The organism is Psychrobacter sp. K31L, assembly GCF_017942195.1.
Lineage (GTDB): Bacteria > Pseudomonadota > Gammaproteobacteria > Pseudomonadales > Moraxellaceae > Psychrobacter > Psychrobacter glaciei.
Genome location: NZ_JAGKSC010000006.1, coordinates 118,157 through 142,206, shown reverse-complemented (window position 1 = coordinate 142,206; position 24,050 = coordinate 118,157). Strand labels below are relative to the sequence as shown.

20 protein-coding genes and 2 tRNA genes are annotated in these 24,050 nt (G+C 44.1%); 10 read left to right on the top strand and 12 right to left on the bottom strand.

Annotation, left to right across the window (positions count from 1 at the left end; all coding sequences use genetic code 11):
• The 4 genes from thiL to hisF form a co-directional block, all read right to left on the bottom strand.
• On the bottom strand, window positions 1-1,026 hold the full coding sequence (gene thiL, locus J5X94_RS10900; protein ID WP_210541264.1) for a thiamine-phosphate kinase: 1,026 nt from the start codon (window positions 1,024-1,026) through the stop codon (window positions 1-3).
• A 2-nt stretch (window positions 1,027-1,028) separates the two neighbouring features.
• Entirely contained in the window at window positions 1,029-2,126 is a 1,098-nt protein-coding gene (gene nusB, locus J5X94_RS10895; RefSeq protein ID WP_189586992.1) for a transcription antitermination factor NusB, read from the bottom strand.
• A 242-nt stretch (window positions 2,127-2,368) separates the two neighbouring features.
• Window positions 2,369-2,890: a 6,7-dimethyl-8-ribityllumazine synthase gene (ribE, locus tag J5X94_RS10890; RefSeq protein ID WP_010200525.1), complete on the bottom strand. Its 522-nt coding sequence runs from the start codon at window positions 2,888-2,890 to the stop codon at window positions 2,369-2,371.
• 298 nt (window positions 2,891-3,188) lie between these two features.
• Window positions 3,189-3,971: an imidazole glycerol phosphate synthase subunit HisF gene (hisF, locus tag J5X94_RS10885; RefSeq protein WP_194620965.1), complete on the bottom strand. Its 783-nt coding sequence runs from the start codon at window positions 3,969-3,971 to the stop codon at window positions 3,189-3,191.
• 188 nt (window positions 3,972-4,159) lie between these two features.
• Between hisF and J5X94_RS10880 the strand changes: the two genes are divergently transcribed.
• The 4 genes from J5X94_RS10880 to J5X94_RS10865 are packed head-to-tail and all read left to right on the top strand — an operon-like array spanning window position 4,160 to window position 8,322.
• Window positions 4,160-5,353 (top strand): homoserine kinase, encoded by a 1,194-nt coding sequence (locus J5X94_RS10880; protein ID WP_210541263.1) that lies wholly within the window; start codon window positions 4,160-4,162, stop codon window positions 5,351-5,353.
• Window positions 5,354-5,413: 60 nt separating this feature from the next.
• Window positions 5,414-5,746 (top strand): hypothetical protein, encoded by a 333-nt coding sequence (locus J5X94_RS13925; protein ID WP_228293233.1) that lies wholly within the window; start codon window positions 5,414-5,416, stop codon window positions 5,744-5,746.
• Window positions 5,747-6,655, top strand: a complete 909-nt coding sequence (locus tag J5X94_RS10870; protein ID WP_210541262.1) for a class II glutamine amidotransferase — start codon at window positions 5,747-5,749, stop codon at window positions 6,653-6,655. It abuts the gene before it with no gap.
• Between the two features lie 8 nt (window positions 6,656-6,663).
• Window positions 6,664-8,322, top strand: a complete 1,659-nt coding sequence (locus J5X94_RS10865) for an RNA-binding domain-containing protein (RefSeq protein ID WP_194620963.1) — start codon at window positions 6,664-6,666, stop codon at window positions 8,320-8,322.
• Between the two features lie 163 nt (window positions 8,323-8,485).
• Here J5X94_RS10865 and J5X94_RS10860 read toward each other — a convergent pair whose 3' ends face one another.
• Both J5X94_RS10860 and J5X94_RS10855 read right to left on the bottom strand, forming a co-directional pair.
• Complete coding sequence (locus J5X94_RS10860; RefSeq protein WP_194620962.1) at window positions 8,486-9,040, bottom strand: YchJ family protein; 555 nt, start codon at window positions 9,038-9,040, stop codon at window positions 8,486-8,488.
• 44 nt (window positions 9,041-9,084) lie between these two features.
• Window positions 9,085-9,801: a metal-dependent hydrolase gene (locus J5X94_RS10855; protein WP_189585836.1), complete on the bottom strand. Its 717-nt coding sequence runs from the start codon at window positions 9,799-9,801 to the stop codon at window positions 9,085-9,087.
• Between the two features lie 113 nt (window positions 9,802-9,914).
• On the opposite strand from J5X94_RS10855, the gene J5X94_RS10850 reads away from it, so the two are divergent.
• Together J5X94_RS10850 and acnA are read left to right on the top strand one after the other, a co-directional pair.
• On the top strand, window positions 9,915-10,955 hold the full coding sequence (locus J5X94_RS10850; protein WP_210541261.1) for a DUF3025 domain-containing protein: 1,041 nt from the start codon (window positions 9,915-9,917) through the stop codon (window positions 10,953-10,955).
• A 310-nt stretch (window positions 10,956-11,265) separates the two neighbouring features.
• The gene (gene acnA / locus J5X94_RS10845; RefSeq protein WP_210541260.1) at window positions 11,266-14,094 is read left to right on the top strand and encodes an aconitate hydratase AcnA; all 2,829 of its coding nucleotides are present in this window, start codon (window positions 11,266-11,268) and stop codon (window positions 14,092-14,094) included.
• A 247-nt stretch (window positions 14,095-14,341) separates the two neighbouring features.
• Here the strand turns inward: acnA and J5X94_RS10840 are convergent, their stop codons facing one another.
• Window positions 14,342-14,800, bottom strand: coding sequence for a hypothetical protein (locus J5X94_RS10840; RefSeq protein ID WP_210541259.1), 459 nt, complete (start codon window positions 14,798-14,800; stop codon window positions 14,342-14,344).
• A gap of 32 nt (window positions 14,801-14,832) precedes the next feature.
• Complete coding sequence (locus J5X94_RS10835) at window positions 14,833-15,486, bottom strand: LysE family translocator (RefSeq protein ID WP_210541258.1); 654 nt, start codon at window positions 15,484-15,486, stop codon at window positions 14,833-14,835.
• A gap of 401 nt (window positions 15,487-15,887) precedes the next feature.
• On the opposite strand from J5X94_RS10835, the gene J5X94_RS10830 reads away from it, so the two are divergent.
• On the top strand, window positions 15,888-16,796 hold the full coding sequence (locus tag J5X94_RS10830; protein ID WP_194620957.1) for a DMT family transporter: 909 nt from the start codon (window positions 15,888-15,890) through the stop codon (window positions 16,794-16,796).
• A gap of 206 nt (window positions 16,797-17,002) precedes the next feature.
• Here J5X94_RS10830 and J5X94_RS10825 read toward each other — a convergent pair.
• The 4 genes from J5X94_RS10825 to gltX form a co-directional block, all read right to left on the bottom strand.
• A tRNA-Glu gene (locus tag J5X94_RS10825) sits at window positions 17,003-17,078 on the bottom strand.
• Between the two features lie 157 nt (window positions 17,079-17,235).
• Window positions 17,236-17,311: transfer RNA gene (locus J5X94_RS10820), tRNA-Ala, on the bottom strand.
• Between the two features lie 122 nt (window positions 17,312-17,433).
• On the bottom strand, window positions 17,434-17,799 hold the full coding sequence (locus tag J5X94_RS10815) for a hypothetical protein (RefSeq protein WP_210541257.1): 366 nt from the start codon (window positions 17,797-17,799) through the stop codon (window positions 17,434-17,436).
• Window positions 17,800-18,071: 272 nt separating this feature from the next.
• A complete protein-coding gene (gltX, locus tag J5X94_RS10810) occupies window positions 18,072-19,610 on the bottom strand; it encodes a glutamate--tRNA ligase (protein ID WP_210541256.1) in 1,539 nt (512 codons plus the stop codon).
• A gap of 393 nt (window positions 19,611-20,003) precedes the next feature.
• Between gltX and rsmH the strand changes: the two genes are divergently transcribed.
• The 3 genes from rsmH (at window position 20,004) to J5X94_RS10795 (ending at window position 23,981) form a co-directional block, all read left to right on the top strand.
• Entirely contained in the window at window positions 20,004-21,059 is a 1,056-nt protein-coding gene (gene rsmH / locus J5X94_RS10805) for a 16S rRNA (cytosine(1402)-N(4))-methyltransferase RsmH (protein ID WP_210541288.1), read from the top strand.
• Between the two features lie 337 nt (window positions 21,060-21,396).
• Window positions 21,397-21,894 (top strand): cell division protein FtsL, encoded by a 498-nt coding sequence (locus tag J5X94_RS10800; RefSeq protein WP_189585860.1) that lies wholly within the window; start codon window positions 21,397-21,399, stop codon window positions 21,892-21,894.
• Complete coding sequence (locus J5X94_RS10795) at window positions 21,891-23,981, top strand: peptidoglycan D,D-transpeptidase FtsI family protein (protein WP_201589837.1); 2,091 nt, start codon at window positions 21,891-21,893, stop codon at window positions 23,979-23,981. Before J5X94_RS10800 ends, J5X94_RS10795 begins: the two co-directional genes overlap by 4 nt.
• The last annotated feature ends 69 nt before the right edge of the window (window positions 23,982-24,050 follow it).

The following is a 24,050-nucleotide window of genomic DNA, read 5'->3' as shown; positions in this document are numbered from 1 at the left end:
TTAGCCTGTGAAGTGTTGGTAGCCGGTAAGGGTGGGCCATGTAGAAAACGGCGCGGGATGAGTCGGTGTGACTGGCTGTCCTTGATAAAATAATTCAGGACGTAAAGCGGTAGGTGTGTCTGTGTCTTTATGATTTGTCATCGCAGTCACCTCACCGATACAGGTGACTAGCGTGTTGCCAGTAGGTGGTTCAATATGCGCAGGCAAAGTAAAAGCCAACTCATAATCATCGCCACCCGCCAGCTGACACAATAAGCGCTCAGACAAATCTACGCTTGCTAATGGTTTGCTAGTAGGTAGCTGCTCCAGATTAAGCCGCATACTAACGCTGCTCTGTTGGCAGATATGGCCAAGATCTTGATAAAGACCATCAGAGATATCTATCATCGCGGTTGCACCATTTTTTGCCAGTGCTGCCCCTAAGGCAATACGCGGGGTAGGCATATGCAAACGATGGGCAAGCTCTACGCCTTGAGCACTGTCAGGATGTTGCAGGGCATAGCTGGCATCGCCGAGCGACCCTGATACGTAGACTTTATCACCAACTTGCGCCCCTGAGCGGTAGACAGCTGGCGTGTCTGCGGCAAGTAATCCTTGCGCGCTGACGCTGAGTACTAAGCGCTCGCTGCGCGTGGTATCACCGCCAATAAGGGTAATCCCGAATAATTGGCAGGCATGAAACAAGCCTTTGGCAAATTCAGTCAGCCATTGCTCGTTCGCTAAACGTTCAGGTAGTGCTAATGCTAGCAGAATACTATGCGGTGTTGCGCCCATCGCCGTAATGTCTGAGACGTTAACCGCCACGGCTTTATAACCAATCGCAAATGCCAGCTCGTTAATGTGTTGCCAGTCGGCATGAAAGTGACGACCTTGAACCAGTGTATCAATACAGCTGACCAAGCGCGAGCCTGCAGGCAATGCTATGACGGCTGCATCATCGCCGATACCTTTTTCGATACCGATTAATGGTGCATGTGCCGCTTGCATCTGTGAAAATATGCGCTCGATCAGCTCAAATTCATTCATGGTTAGTCTTGGCTTTTCGTATCAGTATCGTCTGTTGCAGTAACATCTGACACATTAGTATCTGATGTGGTCTCTTCTGAGTCAACATTGAGAATATTAGAGTCCGTTAGACCAGTATCCGCTGTGGTATTTTCTACATTGCTGTCGTCATTGACAGCGTCAGCAGCTACCGCTTCTTTTGCAGGCTGTTCATCAACGACGATATCTTTTTCAACAATGCTTTCTTCAACAATCGGTTCTACTGCAGTAACTGTTTCAACACTGTCGTTTTCAACCGTGTTTTCAGCAGCATCTTTCTTACTCGCCTTAAAGTCACTAATATTTGCACTGGCTTTACTAACGCTACTACGTTTGACGGTAGCATTATTGGCGCTGATACGTGGCTTGTTTGAAGCAGTGAGTGTTTCTTCCATAGCATGGGTATCGGCACTGCTATCTGTATCAGCTTCTACTACCGGTTTAGCGGCCGCTTTTTGTGAGGTGCGTAGATTGGCTTTACTATCTGCTTCTACTTCGGTAGCGCGCAGCTCAACTGCCATTTTATCAAGGACGGCATTAATCAGTTTATGGGCGTCAGTGGCACCAAAGTGATTATTTAGCTTCATCGCTTCGTCAAGCACGACTTTATAAGGGATTTCTAAACGGTTTTGCAGCTCGTAAGAACCAATCAAAAGAATAGCGTGTTCAACGGTATCGAGTTTATCAATTTCACGATCGAGATACTGACTAATAAGCGCATCTAGTGCCTCAATCTGCTCAGGAATATCGCGCATCATTTCATGATAATAGCCGATATGTACGGTATGCATGGCATTGGTCGCGCGTGTACGAGCAGCGATATCATGCGGCGCATTGGCCTTCCAGCCAAGCTTGCCGTCTACATCAAAACGGCGATCAGTGACGAGCCATTCGTATAGACCTTGCATCGCAAAGCGTCGCGCTTTACGGATAGCGGTGTGACTGGTCTTGTAAGAAGACTCACTCATATCGAAGGTTTGATCACCCGCACTGCTGCTCGCAATACGCGTGGCTTCAGCTTGACTATCATTGGTTTGGGCGGTTTTCGCAGCGTTAATAGCGCGCTTGAGTTGGTCAGTCATAGGGGGTCTATACCTAGTTTTAAGATAAGAAGTTTTAAAATAAAATGTTAAATAGTAGTCGGCTGGCAAATTTACCAGACAGTTTTAGATACTGCTGTTGAACATTTAAATGACATACTTAGGGCTATCGCAGTAACCATAGCCCTAACAGATTTAATCAACAATAATACTTATCAATAAAGAATGGTGCTGAATCGTGACTCAAAAATATTCAAATGCTGATAAATGAGCAACGCATTCAATTAAGCGTCATCGCTATCGTCATCGATGTCTAGCTGTGATAGCACCGCAATCATCTCTAACACGACCATAGCGGCTTCAGAGCCTTTGTTACCAGCTTTCGTGCCAGAACGCTCAATCGCTTGCTCAATGCTGTCGGTCGTCAATACACCGTTGGCAACAGGGATATTATAATCAATCGCAACGCTGCTTAGGCCTTTGGCTGATTCACTCGCGACAAAGTCGAAATGCGGCGTGCTACCACGAATAATCGCGCCTAATGCAATGATGGCATCAAAACGGTCTGATTCAGCAGCGCGCTGAGCAACCAATGGCAATTCGAAAGCACCAGGAACGCGAATAACGGTAATATTGCTACCCAAAACACCATGACGAAGTAGCGCATCGATAGCACCATCTACCAATGATTCAACGACAAAACCGTTAAAACGACCAACCACGATACCAATACGGGCATCTTCATTCTGATGTAAGTTACCATCAATATGAGTCACGTCATTGCGTTGCTGTTGTAAATTCGACATAAAAATATCCTTCGCCTAATGGGCTTTTAATTAAAATGTAGGAGTAGCTAAATATAATGATAGAGTCAAATAATACCAAACCCAAAAAGTACGATTAGCGGTGTCAAACTTGTTTAGTCTACAATGCGTAGTACTTACACTCGTTTTCCTTGCTACTTTAATTTTTGTGAATGGTATAACTTATTTGATTGGTTATCACGTAAACGAATTGACCGTTAAATGAACGAAAACCAAATGATAATAAGCAGTTAGCGCTATGATAACATTTTTTCTAATTTATTTGCATTTTACAAACGTATTACAGGCGCATCTGTATCCCTTGCGCTGCCATATATTCTTTGGCTTCCTGCACGGTGTACTCACCGAAGTGAAAAATACTGGCGGCAAGTACGGCATCGACGCCGCCTTCTAATACGCCTTCTGCTAAATGCTGTAGGTTGCCGACGCCGCCTGAGGCAATAACAGGTACGTTAACGCGGCTGGTAATCTGTTGCATCAAGGCCAAATCATAGCCTTTTTTGGTGCCATCACCGTCCATCGAGGTGACTAGCAATTCGCCAGCACCGAGAGCAGCCATTTTACTTGCCCAAGCAACCGCGTCAATGCCCGTTGGCTTGCGACCACCATGGGTGAAAATCTCCCAACGCGGCAGGATGATGCCATCAACTTCAATATCCGCGACACGTTTGGCATCGATAGCCACGACGATACATTGATTGCCAAATTTTTGCGCGGCTTCACCGACGAACTCTGGGGTAAACACTGCTGCTGAGTTAATGGCGACTTTATCCGCGCCAGCATTGAGCAAGTTGCGGATATCAGCGATTTTACGCACACCGCCACCGACGGTTAATGGCACAAATACCGTTTCTGCCATACGCTCAACCGTATGATAAGTGGTATCGCGCTCGTCGTTGGTGGCAGTAATGTCCAAAAAAGTAATCTCATCTGCACCTTGTTCGTTGTAGCGTTTGGCGACTTCAACAGGATCGCCTGCGTCCTTGATATCGACAAACTGCACACCTTTGACCACACGGCCATTATCAACGTCCAAACAAGGAATGATACGCTTTGCTAACATAGGGTCTTTCACCTTATAATCAATTCTCTCAATGCGCTAGTCTAGCAAAATCACCGCTGTATCAGGCAGATTTTCGCAAGATTATTACGCTTTTCGCTATCGTTTGCTCAGGCGCGTTACAATTGTCGCCATTGCTGTTTAAATCTATCCTATTTAACTTTTTATTTAATTGCCAAAAGTGAGATGTCATGTCCGTCTATACCCAGTTAACCAATGATCAGTTTGCCGCCTTTTGTCAACGCTTTGGCGTCTCGTTCGCGCGCGCCATTCCGATTACCCAAGGAATAAAAAACTCTAACTGGTTTATTCAGACAACTGATGATGTAGATGGGGCGCACTCTTATGTATTTACCTTATTCGAAGAGCGTCCACCAGAAGATATCGAAAAAATGGCCGTTATCCTCAATCAATTAGACGGTAAGTTGCCGGTCGCTGCGCCATTGGCATTGATTGATGATGAAGGACTAGACAGTGATAAAAATAGTGGTGATAAACGCTATGTTATCCATTACGACGATAAAGCCATTACCCTAGTGCCATGTTTGGCAGGCTCGCATCCACAGCAAACCACGCAAGCGATGTGTCATGAAATCGGTGCCGCCTTAGCGATGCTGCATGAGACCTTGCAAGCGTTGCAACCTGCTGAGGAATACGGCGTACCTTTATACCCATGGTCAGAAGTTCGTGACCGTGAAATACAGTTTATGCCCGGTGACGAAGCTAAGCTCATGAGTGATATTTGGCAATCTTATACAGATTTGCCGCTTGCCACTTTGCCAAAAGGCTTGTGTCATTTAGACATGTTTGCTGATAATACCTTATGGAACTTGTCGTTAAATAATAGCCAAAAAGGTGAAGAGCGCTTAACGGGGCTGTTAGACTTTACCGAGGTCAGCGTCGAGCATTATGTGATGGATATTGCCATTACGATTAATGATTTTTGTACCACGTGGGGCGATGCCGAGCAAGGCGAGTCAGTGAATTTTGACCGCAATAAGATGGCGGCATTTTTACAAGGCTATGAGTCAAAACGTCCACTTGGCAACGATGAAAAACGTGCGTTATCGGTTATGCTGGCAAAAGCGGCCGTTATTTTTTGGCTGTTACGTTTGAATGTTATCCATTACAACCGTACCGAAGGGCGTACGGGCGATAATATCATGGTCAAAAACCCTGACTTGATGAAACGCCTTGCTGCTTATCATTGGGCTCATGTAGAAAAACCGCAAAATAATACAGTATTTGTGCTTTTGGGGAATAAAGTAGACAATCAAGTAGTCGGTGTCTTTAGCAACATCACGCAAGCCGAGCAAGCACGTGAAAAATTGAGCAATAGCAGTGAGTTTGCAATCAAAGAATATACGCTAGATCAATTATCGTAAACATTGCTTACGCATTTATTCTAGTACCAATTTTAGTACCAAAACCTCAGAGGCGACCCCATGACCGATCAAGTTGATAACTGGCACAAACTGGCACGCTACGACACCAATATGCAAGGCGAGCTGCATGCCAATCTGCTGCGCAACAATGGCATTACCGTGTCCTTGCAACCGCTAAGTGCCATTCCAGGGATGAATTCTGGTGTCGTCCTGTGGGTAGAAAACACGGATTTGGCACAAGCCCAGCGTATCCTAGATGGTGTTGAAAGCGATGATAGTACTGGAGCAGATTTGTTGGCTAGTATGAGTGATATAGAACTTGGTATTGTGTCAGGTAGTCCGGTCAATCATGACGCAGCAGATAACCAATTTAATAAAGGTGGTAACGCATAAATGTGTCAACTCCTAGGAATGAACTGTAATACCCCGACGGATATTGGTTTTAGCTTTGCTGGTTTTCGCAAGCGCGGCGGCATGACGGACAGTCATGAAGATGGCTTTGGCATTGCGTTTTTTGAGCGTAGTGAATGCTCTAAGCGTGATGAGTCGGCAAATGCCTCAACGGGACTGCGCTTGTTCCATGACAACCGACCAAGCCATCTGTCACCAGTCGCTGATTTGGTCAATAACTATCCAATCAAAGCCATGAACGTCATTGCGCATATTCGTAAAGCGACTCAAGGGCAGAATTGCTTGGCGAATACCCATCCTTTCGTTCGTGAAGTTTGGGGCGAGCAGTGGGTGTTTGCGCATAATGGACAGATGAATAGTGAATTTATCAAACGCTGTCAGCGCTTGCAAGACAACGGTAACGCCTCACATTGCCAGCCAGTAGGCAATACTGACTCTGAAATGGCATTTTGCTATTTAGTTAATCGCCTAAAAAGTAGCTTTAAGTCGCGTCCCGATGATCAAACGCTGTTTAATTTTTTGACTACTCAATGTCGTTATTTATCCGCCAACGGTCTATTTAATTGTCTAATATCGAATGGTCGATGGCAATTGGCTTATGCCGGTAGCTTATTGTTTTATCTCACGCGCCAAGCACCTTTTGGGGAAGCCAAACTGTCAGATGATGACTTGGCAATTAACTTTGGTGATGTGACGACGGATCAGGATAAAGTCACTATTTTAGTGACCGTTCCACTCACTGAAAATGAAAAATGGCAACAGCTGGCGGTCAATGAATGTCTCATCTTCCAAGACGGCGAGATTCTGTTTAAAGACTGCCCAAGCCAGCGTAAGTTTTTGACGATTGAGGAAGGTATTGCGGTGGCACGAGCGGTTGGAGCGAGTGTTTAGGGGATGATATGAACCATGATGAGCTTTTAGAGTTACTCGATACTCTTATTGAATGTTGGGAAAATGAAGTTGTCGAATTTAAGCGCGGTAAAAAAGAGTTCTCTTTATCTGATATCGGGAAGTATTTCTCAGCTATATCTAACGAAGCTAATTTGCGAGGGCAAAGTTTTGGCTGGCTAGTATTTGGTATTGATGATAAAACCCGACAAGTCATTGGCACAGACTACAAGGCTAAGAGTTCTGAACGTATCCAAGCAGTGAGTCAGCAGATTTCTCAAGATACGCAACCAACAATCACCTTTAGAAATATTTTTGAATTGCAACATCCTAAAGGGGGTGTTGTTATGTTTCAAATTCCAGCAGCACCTAAAGGTTCGCCAATATCTTACAACGGGCATTACTACGCTAGAGCTGGTGAAAGTTTAGTAGCACTAGGATTGGACAAGTTAAATGAGATTAATCAACAAGAAAAATGGATAGATTGGTCGGCACAAATAGTATCAGAAGCGACTATAAATGACCTAGATCCGGATGCATTAAATAAAGCAAAGCAAGGTTTTGCTAGAAAAATGGATCAAAGGCTAGAAAGCCAAGCAGTGCTTGAGCTAGATGATTTAGATTTTCTAAACAGAGCTAGATTAACTGAAAATGGCAAAATTACTAGATCTACGCTTTTACTTCTTGGCAAACCAGAGTCAGCTAGATTTCTTTCACCTCACCCTGCGGCTATGGTATGGAGCTTAGAAGCGGAAGAAAGAGCTTACGAACACTTCTATCCACCTTTTTTATTAACATCAACACAGCTATACCAGAAGATACGTAATTTCCAAATACGAATTTTACCTGATGATGAGCTCATTCCTGTTGAAATCGATAAATATAATCAACGTGTCGTTTTAGAAGCTTTGCATAACTGTATAGCCCATCAGGACTACACTAAAAACTCTAGAATTATCGTGTCTGAAAAAATAGATCGTTTAATCTTTGAAAGTGAAGGAAGCTTTTTCGAAGGTAAACCTGTGGATTATGTAACAGAAGAGAGAAGACCAAAAAAGTATCGTAATTATAAGCTTGCCCAAGCTATGGTTCAATTGAATATGATTGACACAATGGGTTATGGAATCCATGAAATGTACGAGAAACAGGCGAAGCGCTATCTGCCGTTACCTGATTACGATTTGACAATGCCTCAGGCTGTTAAGTTAATTATATACGGTGATGTTGTAGACCCTGCATATAGCAAGTTATTAATTAAAAATACAGATTTATCAATAATGGAAATTATAGCTTTAGATAGAGTTCAAAAGGGTCAAAATATTTCTAAAAGTATGGCTAAGGAGTTACAACGGAAGAACCTTATAGAAGGACGAAGACCTAACTACTATGTATCATCATCAGTGGCAGAAGCCACTAATAAAAAAGCTAAATACATACGTAATAGGATTCAAGATGATACTTTTTATATGCAACTTATTTTAGACTATATAGACAAATACGAATGTGCTACAAGGCCTGATATCGATAGCTTGCTAATACCAACACTTAGTGAAGTTCTCGATGAAAAACAGAAAGTCACTAAAATAGGTCATTTATTGACGAAACTTAGAAAAACAGAAAAAATAGAAAACGTTGGAGTGGGTCGGTACTCTAAGTGGGTTATGAAGTGAGAGAAGCATTTTAATTGAGAGAGGTTTGAGAGAGAAAAAGCCTAAATGAGAGAGAGAAAGAGCGATAATTTTTTAAAGTATTGATATATATGGTTTTTATAAAATGAATAATTATAACTAAGCTAGTAATTTGAGAGAGAAATATTGAAAAATGAGAGAGAAGCTAAACCAAATAAACACCACAACACCTCTTAAACTTCTCTCCAGAACCGCAAATACACGGCTGCTTTTGGCTGACAGTCATCTCGACCGTCGGGTCTAAAAAATACCAACGCTCATCATTATTGATTTTGTCTGTCACCTTCACAAAGGCAGACAACTCATGATGTGCTTGCAAATCCTTATTTGTCTTGAAATAAGCCTTAAACTCAACCTGCGCATGGCGTTTACCAAGTTTTGCTGTATGCGCTACGATTTCTAATCCTGCCCAATCTGTTTCTTTTGCCCAAGACTCAATCGCCTGAATATCTAGCAATTTTTGCTGTACAGGTAGCGAGGTCTTAACGATATATTCTGGCTTGACCAATACAAAGGCGCTATAACGCGACCGCATGAGACGCTCAGCAGAGTCCGCTTTTACGCCATCTGTCTTATCAGCTTCTTCGCTCAATAAACTGTCATGATAAGGCTGACAGCAATCTTTATAAAGTAGCGGTGAGCTTATAACGTTTGATGATGGGTTAACTTGGCAAGGGCAGGTTTGTAGGGAAATCGACATCATTTACTCGAGTTGTTATTCATTTTTTAACAGTTTTATAAATTTTAATTCAGCCAGTTTTTTATCAATTCTGGCCATAGACCGATTTTAAGTTTCGCCCAAGGTGCTGGGTCACGTAGTTGCTGCCAAAATTCATCGAAAGGTGGCGCAAAGTAGATCAAGAGCGCAAGGATGACATACAGCAGCAGATACCACCATTTATCTTTATGCTGGTAAAACTTCATCGCCGTACCCGATGAGCGCTTCATTTTCATATTTGATAAATTAACGCTATATAGCTCATCTAATGCCAAATGTACCATTGCGCCACTGAATAAAAACAAACCGTAAAACCAGCTGGCCGTCAGTGGAAGTTGTAGCACGCTGTAGCTTAGGTAGGTTAGCCCCAGACCCAGTATCGCCATATAGGGTACAGAATGCATGACGCCGCGATGTACGGTCATGGTGGTAAAGATATGAAAAACCACGTAACGCATAAAACCGTAGCCAGCTAGCCATAATGCTATTAGCGCCAATAAGCTCAGATCACTGCGCCAATGCATCACCAGACCAAAGGCAAAGATAAACGAGGTGATATTAAAACCCAGCTTAATCGGTGTCGAATTATCAGAATCCAAATCAGGCAGCAGCCCACCGATGGTACCGAGCGCCACACACATCAAAAACCCTGAATCATCAATTAATCCCGCTTTATAAACCGTCAAACTGAGCGTACCACTGGCCATGAATGCGACATTTAGGTGGGTATTAAAATTTGCCATAAAGATTTGCCATAAAATATCGCTAAAAAGGGTGCTTAAAGCTGCCTATCTCGCAGCAAAAAAGCGCTCTATGATACCATAGACAAGCCCTACGTCTAATAGAGATCCGCCCCATGACCGTCATTGATTTATCCACCACACTCCATTCTGATATGCTTATTAAAAGCTTGTTTACACGCGACGGCAGTCTTGATAAAAGCTTTGCTGAGATTGATTGGCAAGCGCCGTGGTTGACTCATTTACACCAGTTGGACCATATCAGTAACGCCATCGCTCAGCTCAGTGAGACAAATGCTGAATGCCTTGATAATGCTGAAGGCTCTAATGAAGCTGAGGGCTCTAATGAAGCTAAACCAAAGAGTCGGCCTGACGTGATTGCTAAGGTTTTAAACGAAGCGTTAAGCCAGCAAAGTGAGCATTTGCAAAGCCAGCTACCCACCACCAATCCTACCCAAGATAATCAGGCACACACGCTAAACTTTGTCTCACAGCATGCATTGCCAGAAGGCGAAGCGTACGAGAGCTTTATCGCCACGACAGGCAATATCCCGACGCGTGACAACTTGCATGACTTATTTAACGGCAGCATTTGGCTGACCTTTCCGAAGACTAAAGCACTGCTCAATTATTATCATATGGCGGAGATTGCCCATCAGGGAATTGGCGCTAGCAGAGGACGCGTCCGCGATACCATCACCGTATTTGATGAAAATGGGGCAGTGCTAGTGACGTCTGAGCCATTTATTGGCGAGGCGCTGATTGATTTTAATTGGCAAGCAAGTTTGGTAGAGTCACGTAATAGCTGGGACAATCCACAGCAACTGAATCGTCAGTCTCAGACTGCGGTTTATATTTTTGGTCATGCACTGCTGGAGCAATTAATACGACCGCGCAAACCTTTATGCGCGCACAGTATCGTTATTGATGTTTCGCAGGATTTTTTTAGTTTATCGTTGTCTGCGCGCATGGTCTATTTGGACAGCAAAATTGCTCAATATATGGATAAATTGTTGTCACAAGATAACGTCACACCGCGTCAGCTTGCCCCTTTGCCTATTTTGGGCGTGCCGCATTTTTGGGCAGAAAATGCCGATGTGAGCTTTTATGACGACCCTTATGTGTTCCGTCATGGTCGCCGCAAAAGCAAAAAGTGAAAAATCATTGAACACCTTATTTATAAACCGCTAAGCTGCTGTTGCGTTTACGATTGTGCCACGATTTGACAACGTCTAGGCGTTAACAAAGCGCTCTAGATTTGTTATGGTAAAGGAGAGTCGTGATGAACGATGCAAGGTCTAATGATTTTTTTTCGAAATTCCAACTATGAAAGTACAAAATTCATTTAAGCCTTTTTCAAACGAACACCTTTATAGCAAATCCATCTAGCCACCATAGCAAATCCATCTAGCCACCAGTTATAACAATAAATTCATAACAATCTACCCAGTAGATAAGGAAGCTACCATGAGTGATATCTTTGACGTAAAAGACACCCTGTCGGTCGATGGCAAGGAACATGCCTACTACAGCCTGCCTGAGCTGACCAAAACTTATAGCAATATCAGTAAACTGCCATATTGCATGAAAGTCGTATTAGAAAATCTCCTGCGTAATGAAGACGACGGTCAATCTGTGGGTAAAAACCACATCGAAGCTGTTGCCAATTGGGACGCAGGTGCTGAAGCTTCAAAAGAAATCGCCTTTATGCCTGCTCGCGTCGTCTTACAGGATTTCACTGGTGTGCCATCGGTCGTCGATTTGGCAGCCATGCGTGATGCGGTGGTTGAGCTGGGTGGTAAAGCCGAGCAAATTAACCCGTTTATCCCTAGTGAATTGGTCGTCGATCACTCGGTACAAGTCGATGCTTATGGTCGCGAAGACGCGCTAGATTTGAACGAAAAGATCGAATTTAAGCGTAATAATGAGCGCTATGAGTTCTTGCATTGGGGTCGTAATGCCTTTGAAAACTTCGTTGTTGTACCACCAGCGACTGGTATTGTTCATCAAGTCAACCTTGAGTATTTAGCACGTGTGGTGATGGCCGCTGACGTAGATGGCGAGCTAACCGCTTATCCTGATACGGTGTTTGGTACTGACAGTCATACCACGATGATTAATGGTATTGGCGTGCTTGGTTGGGGCGTGGGCGGTATTGAAGCAGAAGCTGCCATGCTTGGTCAGCCATCATCGATGCTGATTCCACAAGTCGTTGGTTTTGAGATGGCGGGTAAATTAACCGAGGGCGTCACCGCAACCGATTTGGTATTGCGTGTGGTTGAAATGCTGCGTGCTCATGGCGTGGTTGGCAAGTTTGTCGAATTCTACGGTGAAGGCCTACACAGTATGCCGCTCGCCGATCGTGCGACGATTGCCAATATGTCGCCAGAATATGGCGCGACTTGTGGTATTTTCCCAATTGACCAAATGGCGATTGATTATCTGCGTCTATCAGGCCGCGACGAAGAGCAAATCGAGCTGGTTGAAAAATATGCCAAAGCACAAGGCATGTGGCACGATGCCGACACTCCAGCGGCGACCTATTCAAGCAACTTGCATTTAGACTTGTCCTCAGTACAGCCTGCGCTTGCTGGTCCTAACTTGCCACAACAGCGTATCAACTTATCTGATATGCACGAAAAATTTGGCGAAACCTTAGAAAAAATGACCAAAGATCGCAAGTCAGAAGTCGATGGTAAAGTACGCTTTGACCAAGAAGGCGGTGAGCAAGAGCAAGCCGAGGCCTTGGCAGCGCAGCCAAAGATCAATAATAATCAAAATGATGGATATCAGCCTGCCAATGGGGTGTTCTCTACGGTAAAAATTGATGAGACAGACCACAAGTTGCGTGATGGCTCAGTTGTGATTGCCGCCATTACCTCTTGTACCAACACCTCAAACCCTGCGGTGATGATTGGTGCAGGTTTGGTAGCCAAAAAAGCCGCTGCTAAAGGCCTAAAGGCTAAGCCTTGGGTAAAAACCTCACTAGCACCTGGTTCTAAAGTCGTGACTGACTATTTAGAAAAAACCAAACTGATGGATGAGCTAGAAAAAACGGGCTTTTACTTAGTCGGTTATGGTTGTACGACTTGTATCGGTAACTCAGGCCCGCTGCTCGAATCTATCGAGAAAGGTATTGAAGAAAATGACTTGGTCGCTGCGGCTGTACTGTCTGGTAACCGTAACTTTGAAGGTCGTATCCACTCGCATGTGAAAGCAAGCTACTTGGCGTCACCGCCATTGGTTGTCGCTTATGCACTAGCTGGTACGGTCGATATCGATATGACTACCCATCCGCTAGGTCAGGATCAAGATGGCAATGATGTGTTCTTAAAAGATATCTGGCCAACATCAGAAGAGATCAATGAGCTGATTGCCAACAATATCGACGCTGAAATGTTCCGCAAAAACTACGGCGAAGTGTTTGATGGTAGTGCTGCTTGGAACGCCATTAGCTCAGCCGATAGCCAGCTGTATCCATGGGATGAAGGCTCGACGTACATTAAGAACCCACCGTTCTTTGATGGTATGACCATGGAGCCAGACGGTATCCGTGATATCGAAGGCGCACGCATCTTAGGTCTGTTCGGTGATTCAATCACGACCGATCATATCTCACCCGCTGGTAATATCGATCCTGACTCGCCAGCAGGCAAATACTTGCAAGAGCGCGGTGTTATGCAAGCCGACTTCAACAGCTATGGCTCACGCCGTGGTAATGATGCGGTCATGACTCGAGGTACTTTCGCTAACATCCGTATCAAGAACACGATGATGGGCGGTAAAGAAGGCGGCTATACCTATTACTTCAAAGGCGACAGCGCCACGCTACAAGACGGTGAAGAAATGGCCGTTTATGATGCCGCGATGAAGTATAAAGAAGACAAGCGTCCCTTAGTCGTCCTTGGCGGCGCGGAGTATGGTTCTGGCTCTAGCCGTGATTGGGCAGCCAAAGGTACTATTTTGCTCGGCGTAAAAGCGGTACTGACCAGCTCGTTTGAGCGTATTCACCGCTCAAACCTAGTCGGCATGGGCGTGTTGCCATTGACCTTTAAAGAAGGTGAAAACGCTGAGACTTATAAGCTTGATGGTTCAGAAGTGATCAGCATTAGTGGTCTCGATAATGGTGAAAGCAAAACCGCCAAAGTCACTGCTACTCGTGCTGATGGATCAGCAGAAACCTTTGAGGTTAACGTCGGTCTACAAACGCCAAAAGAGCGCGAATACGTGCGTCATGGCGGCGTGTTGCACTATGTACTACGTCAATTGGCGGCTGAGAATAAAGACGCTGCTTAATGACAGGTTAGACTTAGCATGACAAAAAGCCTGATCCCAGTAAAATAGGGGTTGGGCTTTTTTATTGGGTGAGGAAAAAGGAAACTATAGTCAAAATATTCCAAAAACGCTACGATACTGCTGATATCAGTTTTTTGTAGCCTCTGTCTGTAAAGGCACAGCAAGCAAGAAAAATTGATATCAGCAGTGCGTGATGTATCGATATTACTTTTTACTGACTGTAGTATCTGGAAACTATTTCATTGAATCATTTGAAGTTCTCATTCCAGCTCTCCTTAAATACTTTATTTAAGAACGTTTCTTTATCGAGGCTACCGTCATTGTTCAAGCAAGTCTTATCGACAAAAAGATAATTCGTCCAGTTAATATCAGGAGACAGTTCATTGATTTCATTTACTATGTCAACTTCACTAATTTCAGAGAAATCTTTAATAATAAGCTTTTGAGCCAATTCTAAAATGCGACTCTTTGTTCTGTACTCATAAGAATTTGGATACTCAGAAATTTTATCCAAAAATCCCTCGTAATTTATACTTAAATCTTCGTTTACATACTCCTCACTCCAGAATATATAATCACTCCAAAGTGGATCGGGTGATAATTTATTTACTTCAAGATTTATTTCTATTTGCCTTGCTTCTGAGCATGTAGTGTTAAGTAACTCTTCAAGTAGTAAAGTGATTTTCTGCTTAGTGTCATCGTTCATTATTATTTCCTTTACCGTTTATTCCCATTGCTTCAACCTTTCTCAGTCAACAGCCTAATTCCCAGCCCGATAAACACCACACCACTGATTCTATTTAACATCGTTTCAATAGAGGGGTTTTCCCGCAGGCGTGCGCTAAATCGTGCAGCTAATAAGGCCAAACACAAGCACCAAACAAAACCAGTCACAGCAAAAGTCAGTCCTAACATCAAAAATGATAGCATGCCATAAGCATAGCTGGAGTCAATAAACTGCGGGAAAAATGCCAAGAAGAACAAGGCCACTTTTGGATTAAACACATTGGTTAATACGCCTTGCTTATAGATTTTCCAGCCGTCGACATCCTTTTGGCTAGTAACGTGCTGATCTTTGGACAAACTGTTCGCTATTGAGTTCGAGCTTTTGCTCGTTAGCATCTTAAAGCCTAAATAGCACAAGTAACTGGCACCAATATATTTGACGAGCATAAATGCCGTAGGAGAGTTGGCAAGCAATACTGATAACCCGAGCGACGCCAATAACGTGTGCACCAAAATACCTGAGGTGATGCCCAACACCGAATAAAACCCTGCTGTTTGCCCTTGCGCCATACTACGGGTAATGATGTACATGCTATCGGTGCCGGGTGTTAGGTTTAACAGAATAGCCGCCAAAATGAATCCTAGATAATTTTCAATACCGAACATAGCCAAATATTTCCTGTGATAGCCCTAGAAATCCCTACGTTATAGAGTGTTTATATATTTTATAAGTTTTTATAGGATAGATAGTAGTGAGCTTAAGTTTAATTAGCAAGAACACCCATCTGTTATCAAATCCTATCACGCCCGACATCCATAAAATTAACCTTGTTCAAATCAATCTTACTCAAACCAAGTTATCTCAATCATTACAAACCTGCGCTACATTCAAATTTTCGTCTTGCCAAAACTCAAGAAGTCTTACTTATTTCTTGATATCTATCCTGCAAAAACACATAAAAACAGCATCTCTAAAGCCATTAAAACGTTATGATCACAATATTTTTTATGACTTAACCAACCCATTTAACACCGCTAAATAAATAGCCAGCCAAATTGAGTACACCATGACCAGACGCGACCTTATTACCTTTTTTGCACTTTCCTTTATGTGGTCGCTCTCATTTATATTTTATCGGGTGGGTGTCCCTGAGTTTGGCTCGTTGGCATTTGCTAGCTTACGCGTGGTATTTGCTGGCTTAACCATGCTTATTTTTGTGTTAATCAGCGCAAAAAATCGCAAAGGTATTAAAGAAAGCTACAAAATGCTGACCGTCGTTGGTTTGTTCTCCGCTGCGATTCCCTTTGTGCTATTTTCCTTTTCAGCGCAGACCGTAAACGCTGGGGTACTGGCAGTGCTCAATGCTTCTGTGCCAATGATGAGCGGTTTTATTGCCAGCACGTTTTTTAAAGAAAGACTGACTAAGCGCCAAACGCTAGGGTTGGTGATTGGCCTTGTTGGGGTGATTATTTTGATGAGTGAGAACTTGTTTGGTGCGCAAGGGCAGGGCTTGGGGACGGATTTAGGCTCAGCGTTGTTACCGATGGGTTATGCGCTATTTGCCTGTGTTGGCTATGCGATAGGGGCAAACATCACTAGGAACTATCTTTACGACATCTCACCGATTGCTATTACGGCAGGCTCACTAATCATCGCAAGCGTGGTAATGATGCCAATTGCTGTATATAAATTCCCTTATGGCGCAAGCATTAGCCTGCAAGCTTGGGTATCGGTGATTTGTATTGGGGTGTTTTCGACCGCCATTGCGCTTATCTTTATGAACCAGTTGATCAAAAATATTGGCCCCATGCGTGCAACCAGTATTACGCTGGTTATTCCCATTTTTGCGATATTTTTTGGTTATGTCCTGCTTGGCGAGGCACTGGATATCGGCGCTATCATTGGCTCAGTCGTGATTTTGTTTGGCACTTATCTATCATTAAACTTGTCGTTAAAAGGCTTGGTCAAGTCGTAAACGATTTTATCGGACAGGCTAGAAGTTTGTCCGATAAAGTCTTAAATGGTGATTGAGAGGTGAGTCGCAATAAGCTATTATAAAAATTATAGACATAAAAAATCCCAGTCACCGTATGATGACTGGGATTTTTCATTGTTCGCTTATTAGTCTAACCTGATGCTTAAAGGTGCTAAGCAAAAGTGCTAATAAGTGACGCCGTATAGTGGCGTCCCCAGGGGGATTCGAACCCCCGTTACCGCCGTGAAAGGGCGGTGTCCTAGGCCTCTAGACGATGGGGACGCATAGAGTGTTATAACCAGTGGTTACAACGGTACTTCACAATATCAGAGCGCTTATCTATTAATAATAGAGAAAGCCTTGCCTAGGTGCTGATATCGTCCTACTAGCGAGTATTTATTCTAAAGTGTCAGTAAACTGAGCTTTGTCTTAAATAGTATGGTGGAGCTAAACGGAGTCGAACCGTTGACCCCTTGCATGCCATGCAAGTGCTCTACCAACTGAGCTATAGCCCCTCGCTAAGAGTGTGCGTATTTTAGGTAACAGCAGCCTTCTTGTCAACCACTATTTTAAAAATAATGCATAAATATGCGAAAAAACGTGGTTAAAGCGATTTTAGCTGCTTAACAAGCCCAAATTAGCGTGGATTTTGCTGACTAGCAATCTCTTTAATGGCTTTATCGGTAAAGAATTCTGCTTCGGTGCTATCTGAAAAAACAATAGCAGCACATTCTGTGGGGATATATTGCCCGCCTTTTTGTTGTACTGTGCTGATTCCTTTAAAGCCAACGATGTCAGATTCTTTTAATTGATCGACATTATGATTGGTATAACCACAGTAAGTGGTGTATATCCACTTCAAATCTTCAAAATCTTGACCCTTTGTCAGGGTAAGTTTTGCATCATAAAGCTCTTTTACGATGGCATCATAGTATTTCTGCGCTTCTTTGAGCGTGTTAAAGACATAATCTTTGCTTTCTATCGTGACGGTTTTGGCGGCCATGTTTATTTCCAGTTAAGAGGTTTGACAGTAGAAGGGTATAGTCAGGTCAATATAAAAAAGAGACAGCGTGACGGATATGAATTTTTTGTAGCCTTTGTCTGCTTAGGCACAGCAAGCAAGAAAAATTTGTACCAGTCACGCATCATAATGTCGTGTATCCATTTCATTTAGTAACGACTATAGTAATACTGACTAAGAATGAAAAAGGGTCAGAACTGGCCTGACCCTTTCAAATCCAAAAATTTCAGCTAATTTATTACTCAGTAGCTAAGCTATTCAACAGCCAAAAAGTCTGGCAATTCTGCTGCTTGTTTCTCTAGTTTTTTGAGTTTCTTTTTACCTAAGCCGCCCAGCACGTCAACGGCATGACGCAAGCGTGTCAGCGTCATATCAGCACCGATAATCGCCATAGAGTTCATAACTGGTGTCGATGAGGTGCTACCAGCGATAGCGATAAAGAACGGCGCCATAAAGTCACGCATCTTAGTATCAAGATGTGCAGCCAGCCCTTTTAGCGTAGCATAGATGTTTTCTTCTGACCAAGTAGGCAATACTTCTAGCTGCCATAATGACAGTTGAAGCATCTCCATGATTTGCTCAGGGGTGAGTGATTTATGAGTGAAGCTCTCAGCATTGATGTCAGGTAGGTTTTGGAAGTAGAAACCACCCCAATTAACCGCATCAGACAATAGCTCGATACGTGGTTGAATCGCCGCTGCGATAGCGGTTAGCTTGTCACTGTTGCTTGCCCATTCAAGGATTTTATTTTTTAGCTCTTCTGGCGTGAGTGCGCGTAGCCATTCAGCATTGAGCCAGTTGAGCTTTTCGATATCAAAGATAGGGCCGCCAAGTGACACACGCTGAATGTCAAAGCTGGCAATCATTTCTTCTAAGGTAAATTGTTCTGCTTCATCAGGCATTGAGTAGCCCATACGACCGAGATAGTTTAGCAATGCTTCAGGTAGCACGCCTGCATCACGATAGTAGGTGATAGAGGTTGGGTTTTTACGTTTAGACAGTTTTGATTTATCAGGGTTACGCAGTAGCGGCATGTGGCAAAGCGTTGGCATTTCCCAACCAAAATAATCATATAGCAGTTGATGCTTAGGCGCAGAGTTCAACCACTCTTCACCGCGCATCACATGAGTGATTTCCATCAAGTGGTCATCAACGACGTTGGCTAAATGATATGTTGGCATGCCGTCTGTTTTTAGCAGTACTTGCATATCGACTTGAGTCCAAGGAATCTCAACGGTGCCACGTAGCATGTCATGTACCTGACAGATGCCTTCAGTCGGTACGCGCATACGAATCACGTGCGGCTTGCCCTCGCTTACCAGTTGCTCAGTTTTTTCTGGAGCAAGATGAGCGCAGCGACCATCATAACGTGGGGTTTCGCCATTGGCCATTTGCTCAGCACGCATAGCGTCTAACTCTTCACTGGTACAAAAACAGCGGAACGCATGGTCTTTTTCTATGAGTATCTCGGCGTGTTTTTTGTAGATATCGCTGCGCTCGCTCTGACGATAAGGGGCGTGTGGGCCGCCAATATCTGGGCCTTCTGCCCAATCAAGTCCTACCCAACGTAAGGCGTCCAAAATCATTTGCTCTGATTGCTCAGTTGAGCGCGTCTGATCGGTGTCTTCAATACGTAAAATAAATTCGCCGCCATGGGCTTTAGCAAAAGCCAAATTAAATAGCGCAATATAAGCGGTGCCTACGTGAGGAAAGCCAGTTGGTGAGGGTGCGATACGAGTGCGCACAGGGCGTGTTGATGCTTGGGTTGGTTTTTGGGTCGATGTTTGCGTCATAGGAATCTCAGAATGTTGTTGTTAATAAATAAGGCAGTGAAAGAGGGTAAGGACAAATATGAATCAAAAGTTTGAAAAAATACGGATGAAACAATAGCCGTCAATGTTGAAAAATAGCGTAAAATATAGCGCTAGTATAACAGAGAGATGTGATATTTTTAATGAAAAGCCCTTCTAGCGCTTGACTACCAGCGTATCCTTGCGATAATAATGTTAGACAAGGTATAACTTGTTTATTTTCATCCGATTTTTTACTATTACTGGCCATTATGGTCGTCATCTACTGAGTTGTTTGTGTCATTATCAAAATCTAAATCTAAGCTAACGCCAAATGTTAACGCCAGTCCTTCTGCTGCTACTGATAGCCCTGAGTCAGCGCTTAGCCCATCTGCTATGGAAGACATTTCTGTTCAAGACCCTAATCAAGGCGATAAGGTGTCAGATGAATTAAGTTTCGTTCACGATGCTGTTTTACTGCAAGAAGCCGTCGCCGCTGTGCTTGGTGTTAATGCACTGCCCAAGCAAACAGGCAGTGACGAACAAAGCAGTGACCGTCAAAATAGCTTGCAAATGAGTGGCATCTACGTCGACGCAACCTTTGGTCGCGGTGGTCATAGCAGGCTACTATTGAGTCAACTTGCTGATGATGCAACATTGATCGTCTTTGATAAAGACCCGACCGCCATTGCCGTTGCTCGCGAATTGGCAACTACCGACAGTCGTGTAAAAGTGGTTCATGACAGCTTTGCGACATTGACGGACAGTCTGGCAGCCATGGGCATCATGCAAGTTGATGGGTTGATGGCGGATTTGGGTATTTCCTCACCGCAGATTGATGATGGTAGCCGTGGCTTTAGCTTTATGCGCGACGGTGCGGTGGACATGCGTATGGATACCAGTCGTGGCCAGTCGGTCGCTGAGTGGTTAGAAAAAGTTGACGATGAAACCTTGGCCAATGTGCTTTATGAGTTTGGTGAAGAGCGTCACAGTCGCCGTATTGCGCGTGCGATTAAGCAGATGGAAAGTTACAAGTCCACGCTCGAGCTGGCAGAAGTAATAAAAGTGGCGCATCCTAATTGGCAGCGCGGCAAGCATCCAGCGACGCAAAGCTTTCAAGCCATGCGTATTTTTATTAACAATGAGCTGGGCGATGTTGATGACTTTTTAGAACAAAGTATTCCTATATTAAAGTCAGGCGGACAGTTGGCAGTTATCAGCTTTCATTCTTTAGAAGATCGCCGCATTAAGCAGTTTTTGCAGCGTCATAGCAAAGGGCAATATCCAGAAGACGAAAATCTGCCAATGCCGCCAAATCGTCCACGGTATTTTAGCAAGCCCAAACGTGTTGGCCCTAGCAAAGCTGAGGTCAGTCATAATCCACGCTCGCGTAGTGCATGGTTGCGATTAGCGACACGTACGGATACCGATTATCAGCAAACACTAAAGTAATAAAACCTGTCGACGGCATACCCTAGTATTCTGGTGAGTGAATGTGACTAAATGTCTTAATATTTACGCAACTGTTAAAAAGCTGTAAATATTATCTGCTAGGCTCAGCAGTTACTTTTTTGTTTATATATGAGCTAATTTGGCGATGACGATTAGTTCTTAGCATAGATGACAGTTGGTTTTAGAATAAACGTCAATCATGGCAGGTTTTTATGGCTATCATTGCACAGCATGTTTGGTTGTATTTTTCTTGATGGTACTGAGCAGGGATGAGATTTTATTACCTGCAGACAGTTGCTGCTCTTTTATATTTGAAGTTTACTTTTTTGAGATCGTCATGGCAATATCTGACAAACCAGCAAACCGTCGCGCCGCTACAGCCAATACCACTGACGTTGGCGAGCTATTCGTGCGCCGCTTTAATGTGGTCAGTATTTATGTCGCCGTATTATTGCTATTGGCAGCGGCCATCGTCTGGAGCGGTATCAAAACCGCTGAGGAAGTGCAGCAATATCATCAGGACTATAGAACCTTGCAAGACATGAAAAAACAAGAACGTAAGCTGAAAATTGAACATCAGCGCCTCTTAATTGAACAGCAAACCTTTAGTGCGACCCCGCAAATAGCCAGTCGTGCTGTTGCTGAGCTTGGCATGTTTTCACCAGCCCTCACGGATAAGCTCATCATTCAGCCGGGTGCTGCCGTTGCATTGGCACCAGCCCAGCCGTCTAGCGCAGAGATGATTAGAGTCAATGATTCAGACGTAATCGAAACGGACGCTCCTATAACCGATGCTCCTGTGACCGACGCCAACCTTGCGGAGGCAGGACAATGAGTGATAAAAAGCCAAATACCAATCGCGGTAAAACAACCGCAAAAAATACCAGTAAAAAACCTGCCAGCGGTAAAGTGACCAAGCCTTTGCGTCCTGCTAGTGCGGCCAAATCAGGACAAACTGACAGCAAGTCCTCAGACAATCGCAAAGCCAAACTCTTTGGTCGCCTCAAAAAAAATGAGGATCAAGGCGCGTATACCAGTGTCAAAAATCGTAAAAAAATGGTGTTTAATAAGGCCACTGGTGCATCATCTCGTGGCGGCTTTGAGTACGATAAAAACCGATTCCGTACTGTTTGGGGCATGGCGCTTGTCGTACTGGCGCTACTGATAGGACGTGCCTATTATATCCAAGTGGCCAACGCACAATTTTATCAAGATAAAGGTAACGAGCTCATCACCAGCGTACGGACGCAAAAGTCCTACCGCGGTATGATTACCGATCGCAATAATCTACCCTTAGCCGTTAGTGCACCGCTTGCGACTGTCTCTTTTAGTCCGCATGACTATTCGCGTGAATACTACGAGCTCAAACGCATTAAAATCACCAATCCTAATAGTCCACAGCTACAAGCACGCATGCAAAAGCGACTGGATAATATGGATCTGACTCGACTGGCAGCGGCAGCAAATATTCCGGTCAGTGAATTAAAAAAGGTCACCGCTGTCGACGATAGTATTGATGTGACCGATGAAGCGGCGGTAAAAGCAGCACTACCGTCGGGCGCAGGCTCGCATTATTTGCCACTACTTAATAAAGTGACACCTGAAATAGCTCAAGGCGTCAGCTCGCTTGATTTCCCTGGTGTGTACGAAAAAAACTTCTTTCAGCGTTATTATCCGCAGCCCCAACCGAACTCTCAGCTGTTGGGTTTTATGGGGCAAAATGCCAACGATCCTGAAGGTGGCTATGAGGGACGCGCTGGTATCGAGCGCCAATTTGAAAAAGATCTGGCGGGTGATGATGGTAAGGTGTTGGTACTTAAAGACGCCAAACAAAACAGCCTAAAAGAAATCAAACAGGTTGAGCCAGAAATACCTGGCAAAGACGTGGCGTTGACGATTGATTCACGTTTACAGTATTTGCTTTATAAAGAGCTAGAGAAAGTAGGGCGCTTGCAACAAGCCCGCTGGTCAACTGGCATGGTCGTTGATGTGCAGACTGGTGAAGTATTGGCATTGTCGACATGGCCATCATTTAACTCAAATAATCTAAATGAGATGACTGGTGAAAACCAGCGTAACCGTGCGCTCCTTGATGTATTTGAACCGGGTTCAGTCATGAAGCCATTTACCGTTGCTGCCGCGCTAGATTCGGGCAAATACACATCGACTACTTTAATTGATACCAATCCGGGTTCAATTCGTGTGCGTGGTTATACCATTCGTGACCATAATAATTTGGGCACCATCAATCTTGCCACACTCCTACAAAAATCAAGTAACGTGGCCTCGACCAAGATTGCCTTATCTTTGCCCGCTGATGCTATTACCAATATGCAAAAGCAATTTGGCTTTGGTTCAAAGACACCGTTAAAGTTCCCAGCGGAAGGTAGTGGGCTTGTGGTTACACCGGAAGAAAAAGAGACCTCACGTCGTGCAACGATCAGTTATGGTTATGGTATGGAGGCGACTGTAGCGCAGGTGGCACAGGCTTATTCGGCATTGGCAGCAGGCGGGGTCATGCATCCTTTGACCTTGGTTAAGAGTGACAAAGTGCAGCCAAGCAAACGCATCATGGCGCACGAACAAGCCATGTCGATTGTACAGATGTTAGAGAGCGTTACCGAAGAAGGTGGTACCGCCAAAGCAGCGGCGATTGACGGTTATCGAGTAGCGGGTAAGACGGGTACGTCGCGCCGTATCAACCCAAAAGGCGGTTATTATACTGACCAATATCGCAACGTCTTTGCTGGCATGGCGCCAGCATCAAACCCAAGACTGGTCGGTGTCATCTTAGTAGAAGACCCTCGAGGGCTTCATTATGCTGGTCTGACCGCAGCACCCGTATTCCATAACGTCATGAAAGAAGCGCTACGCCTCTATAATGTGCCATTAGATAAGCCCTTAAAAACTGAAGCCCAGTAGGCATGGATATGGATTTTTGAGTATCCAGCTACTAATGATCTGATTTGTTTTAACTGTTTAGGATTTGCC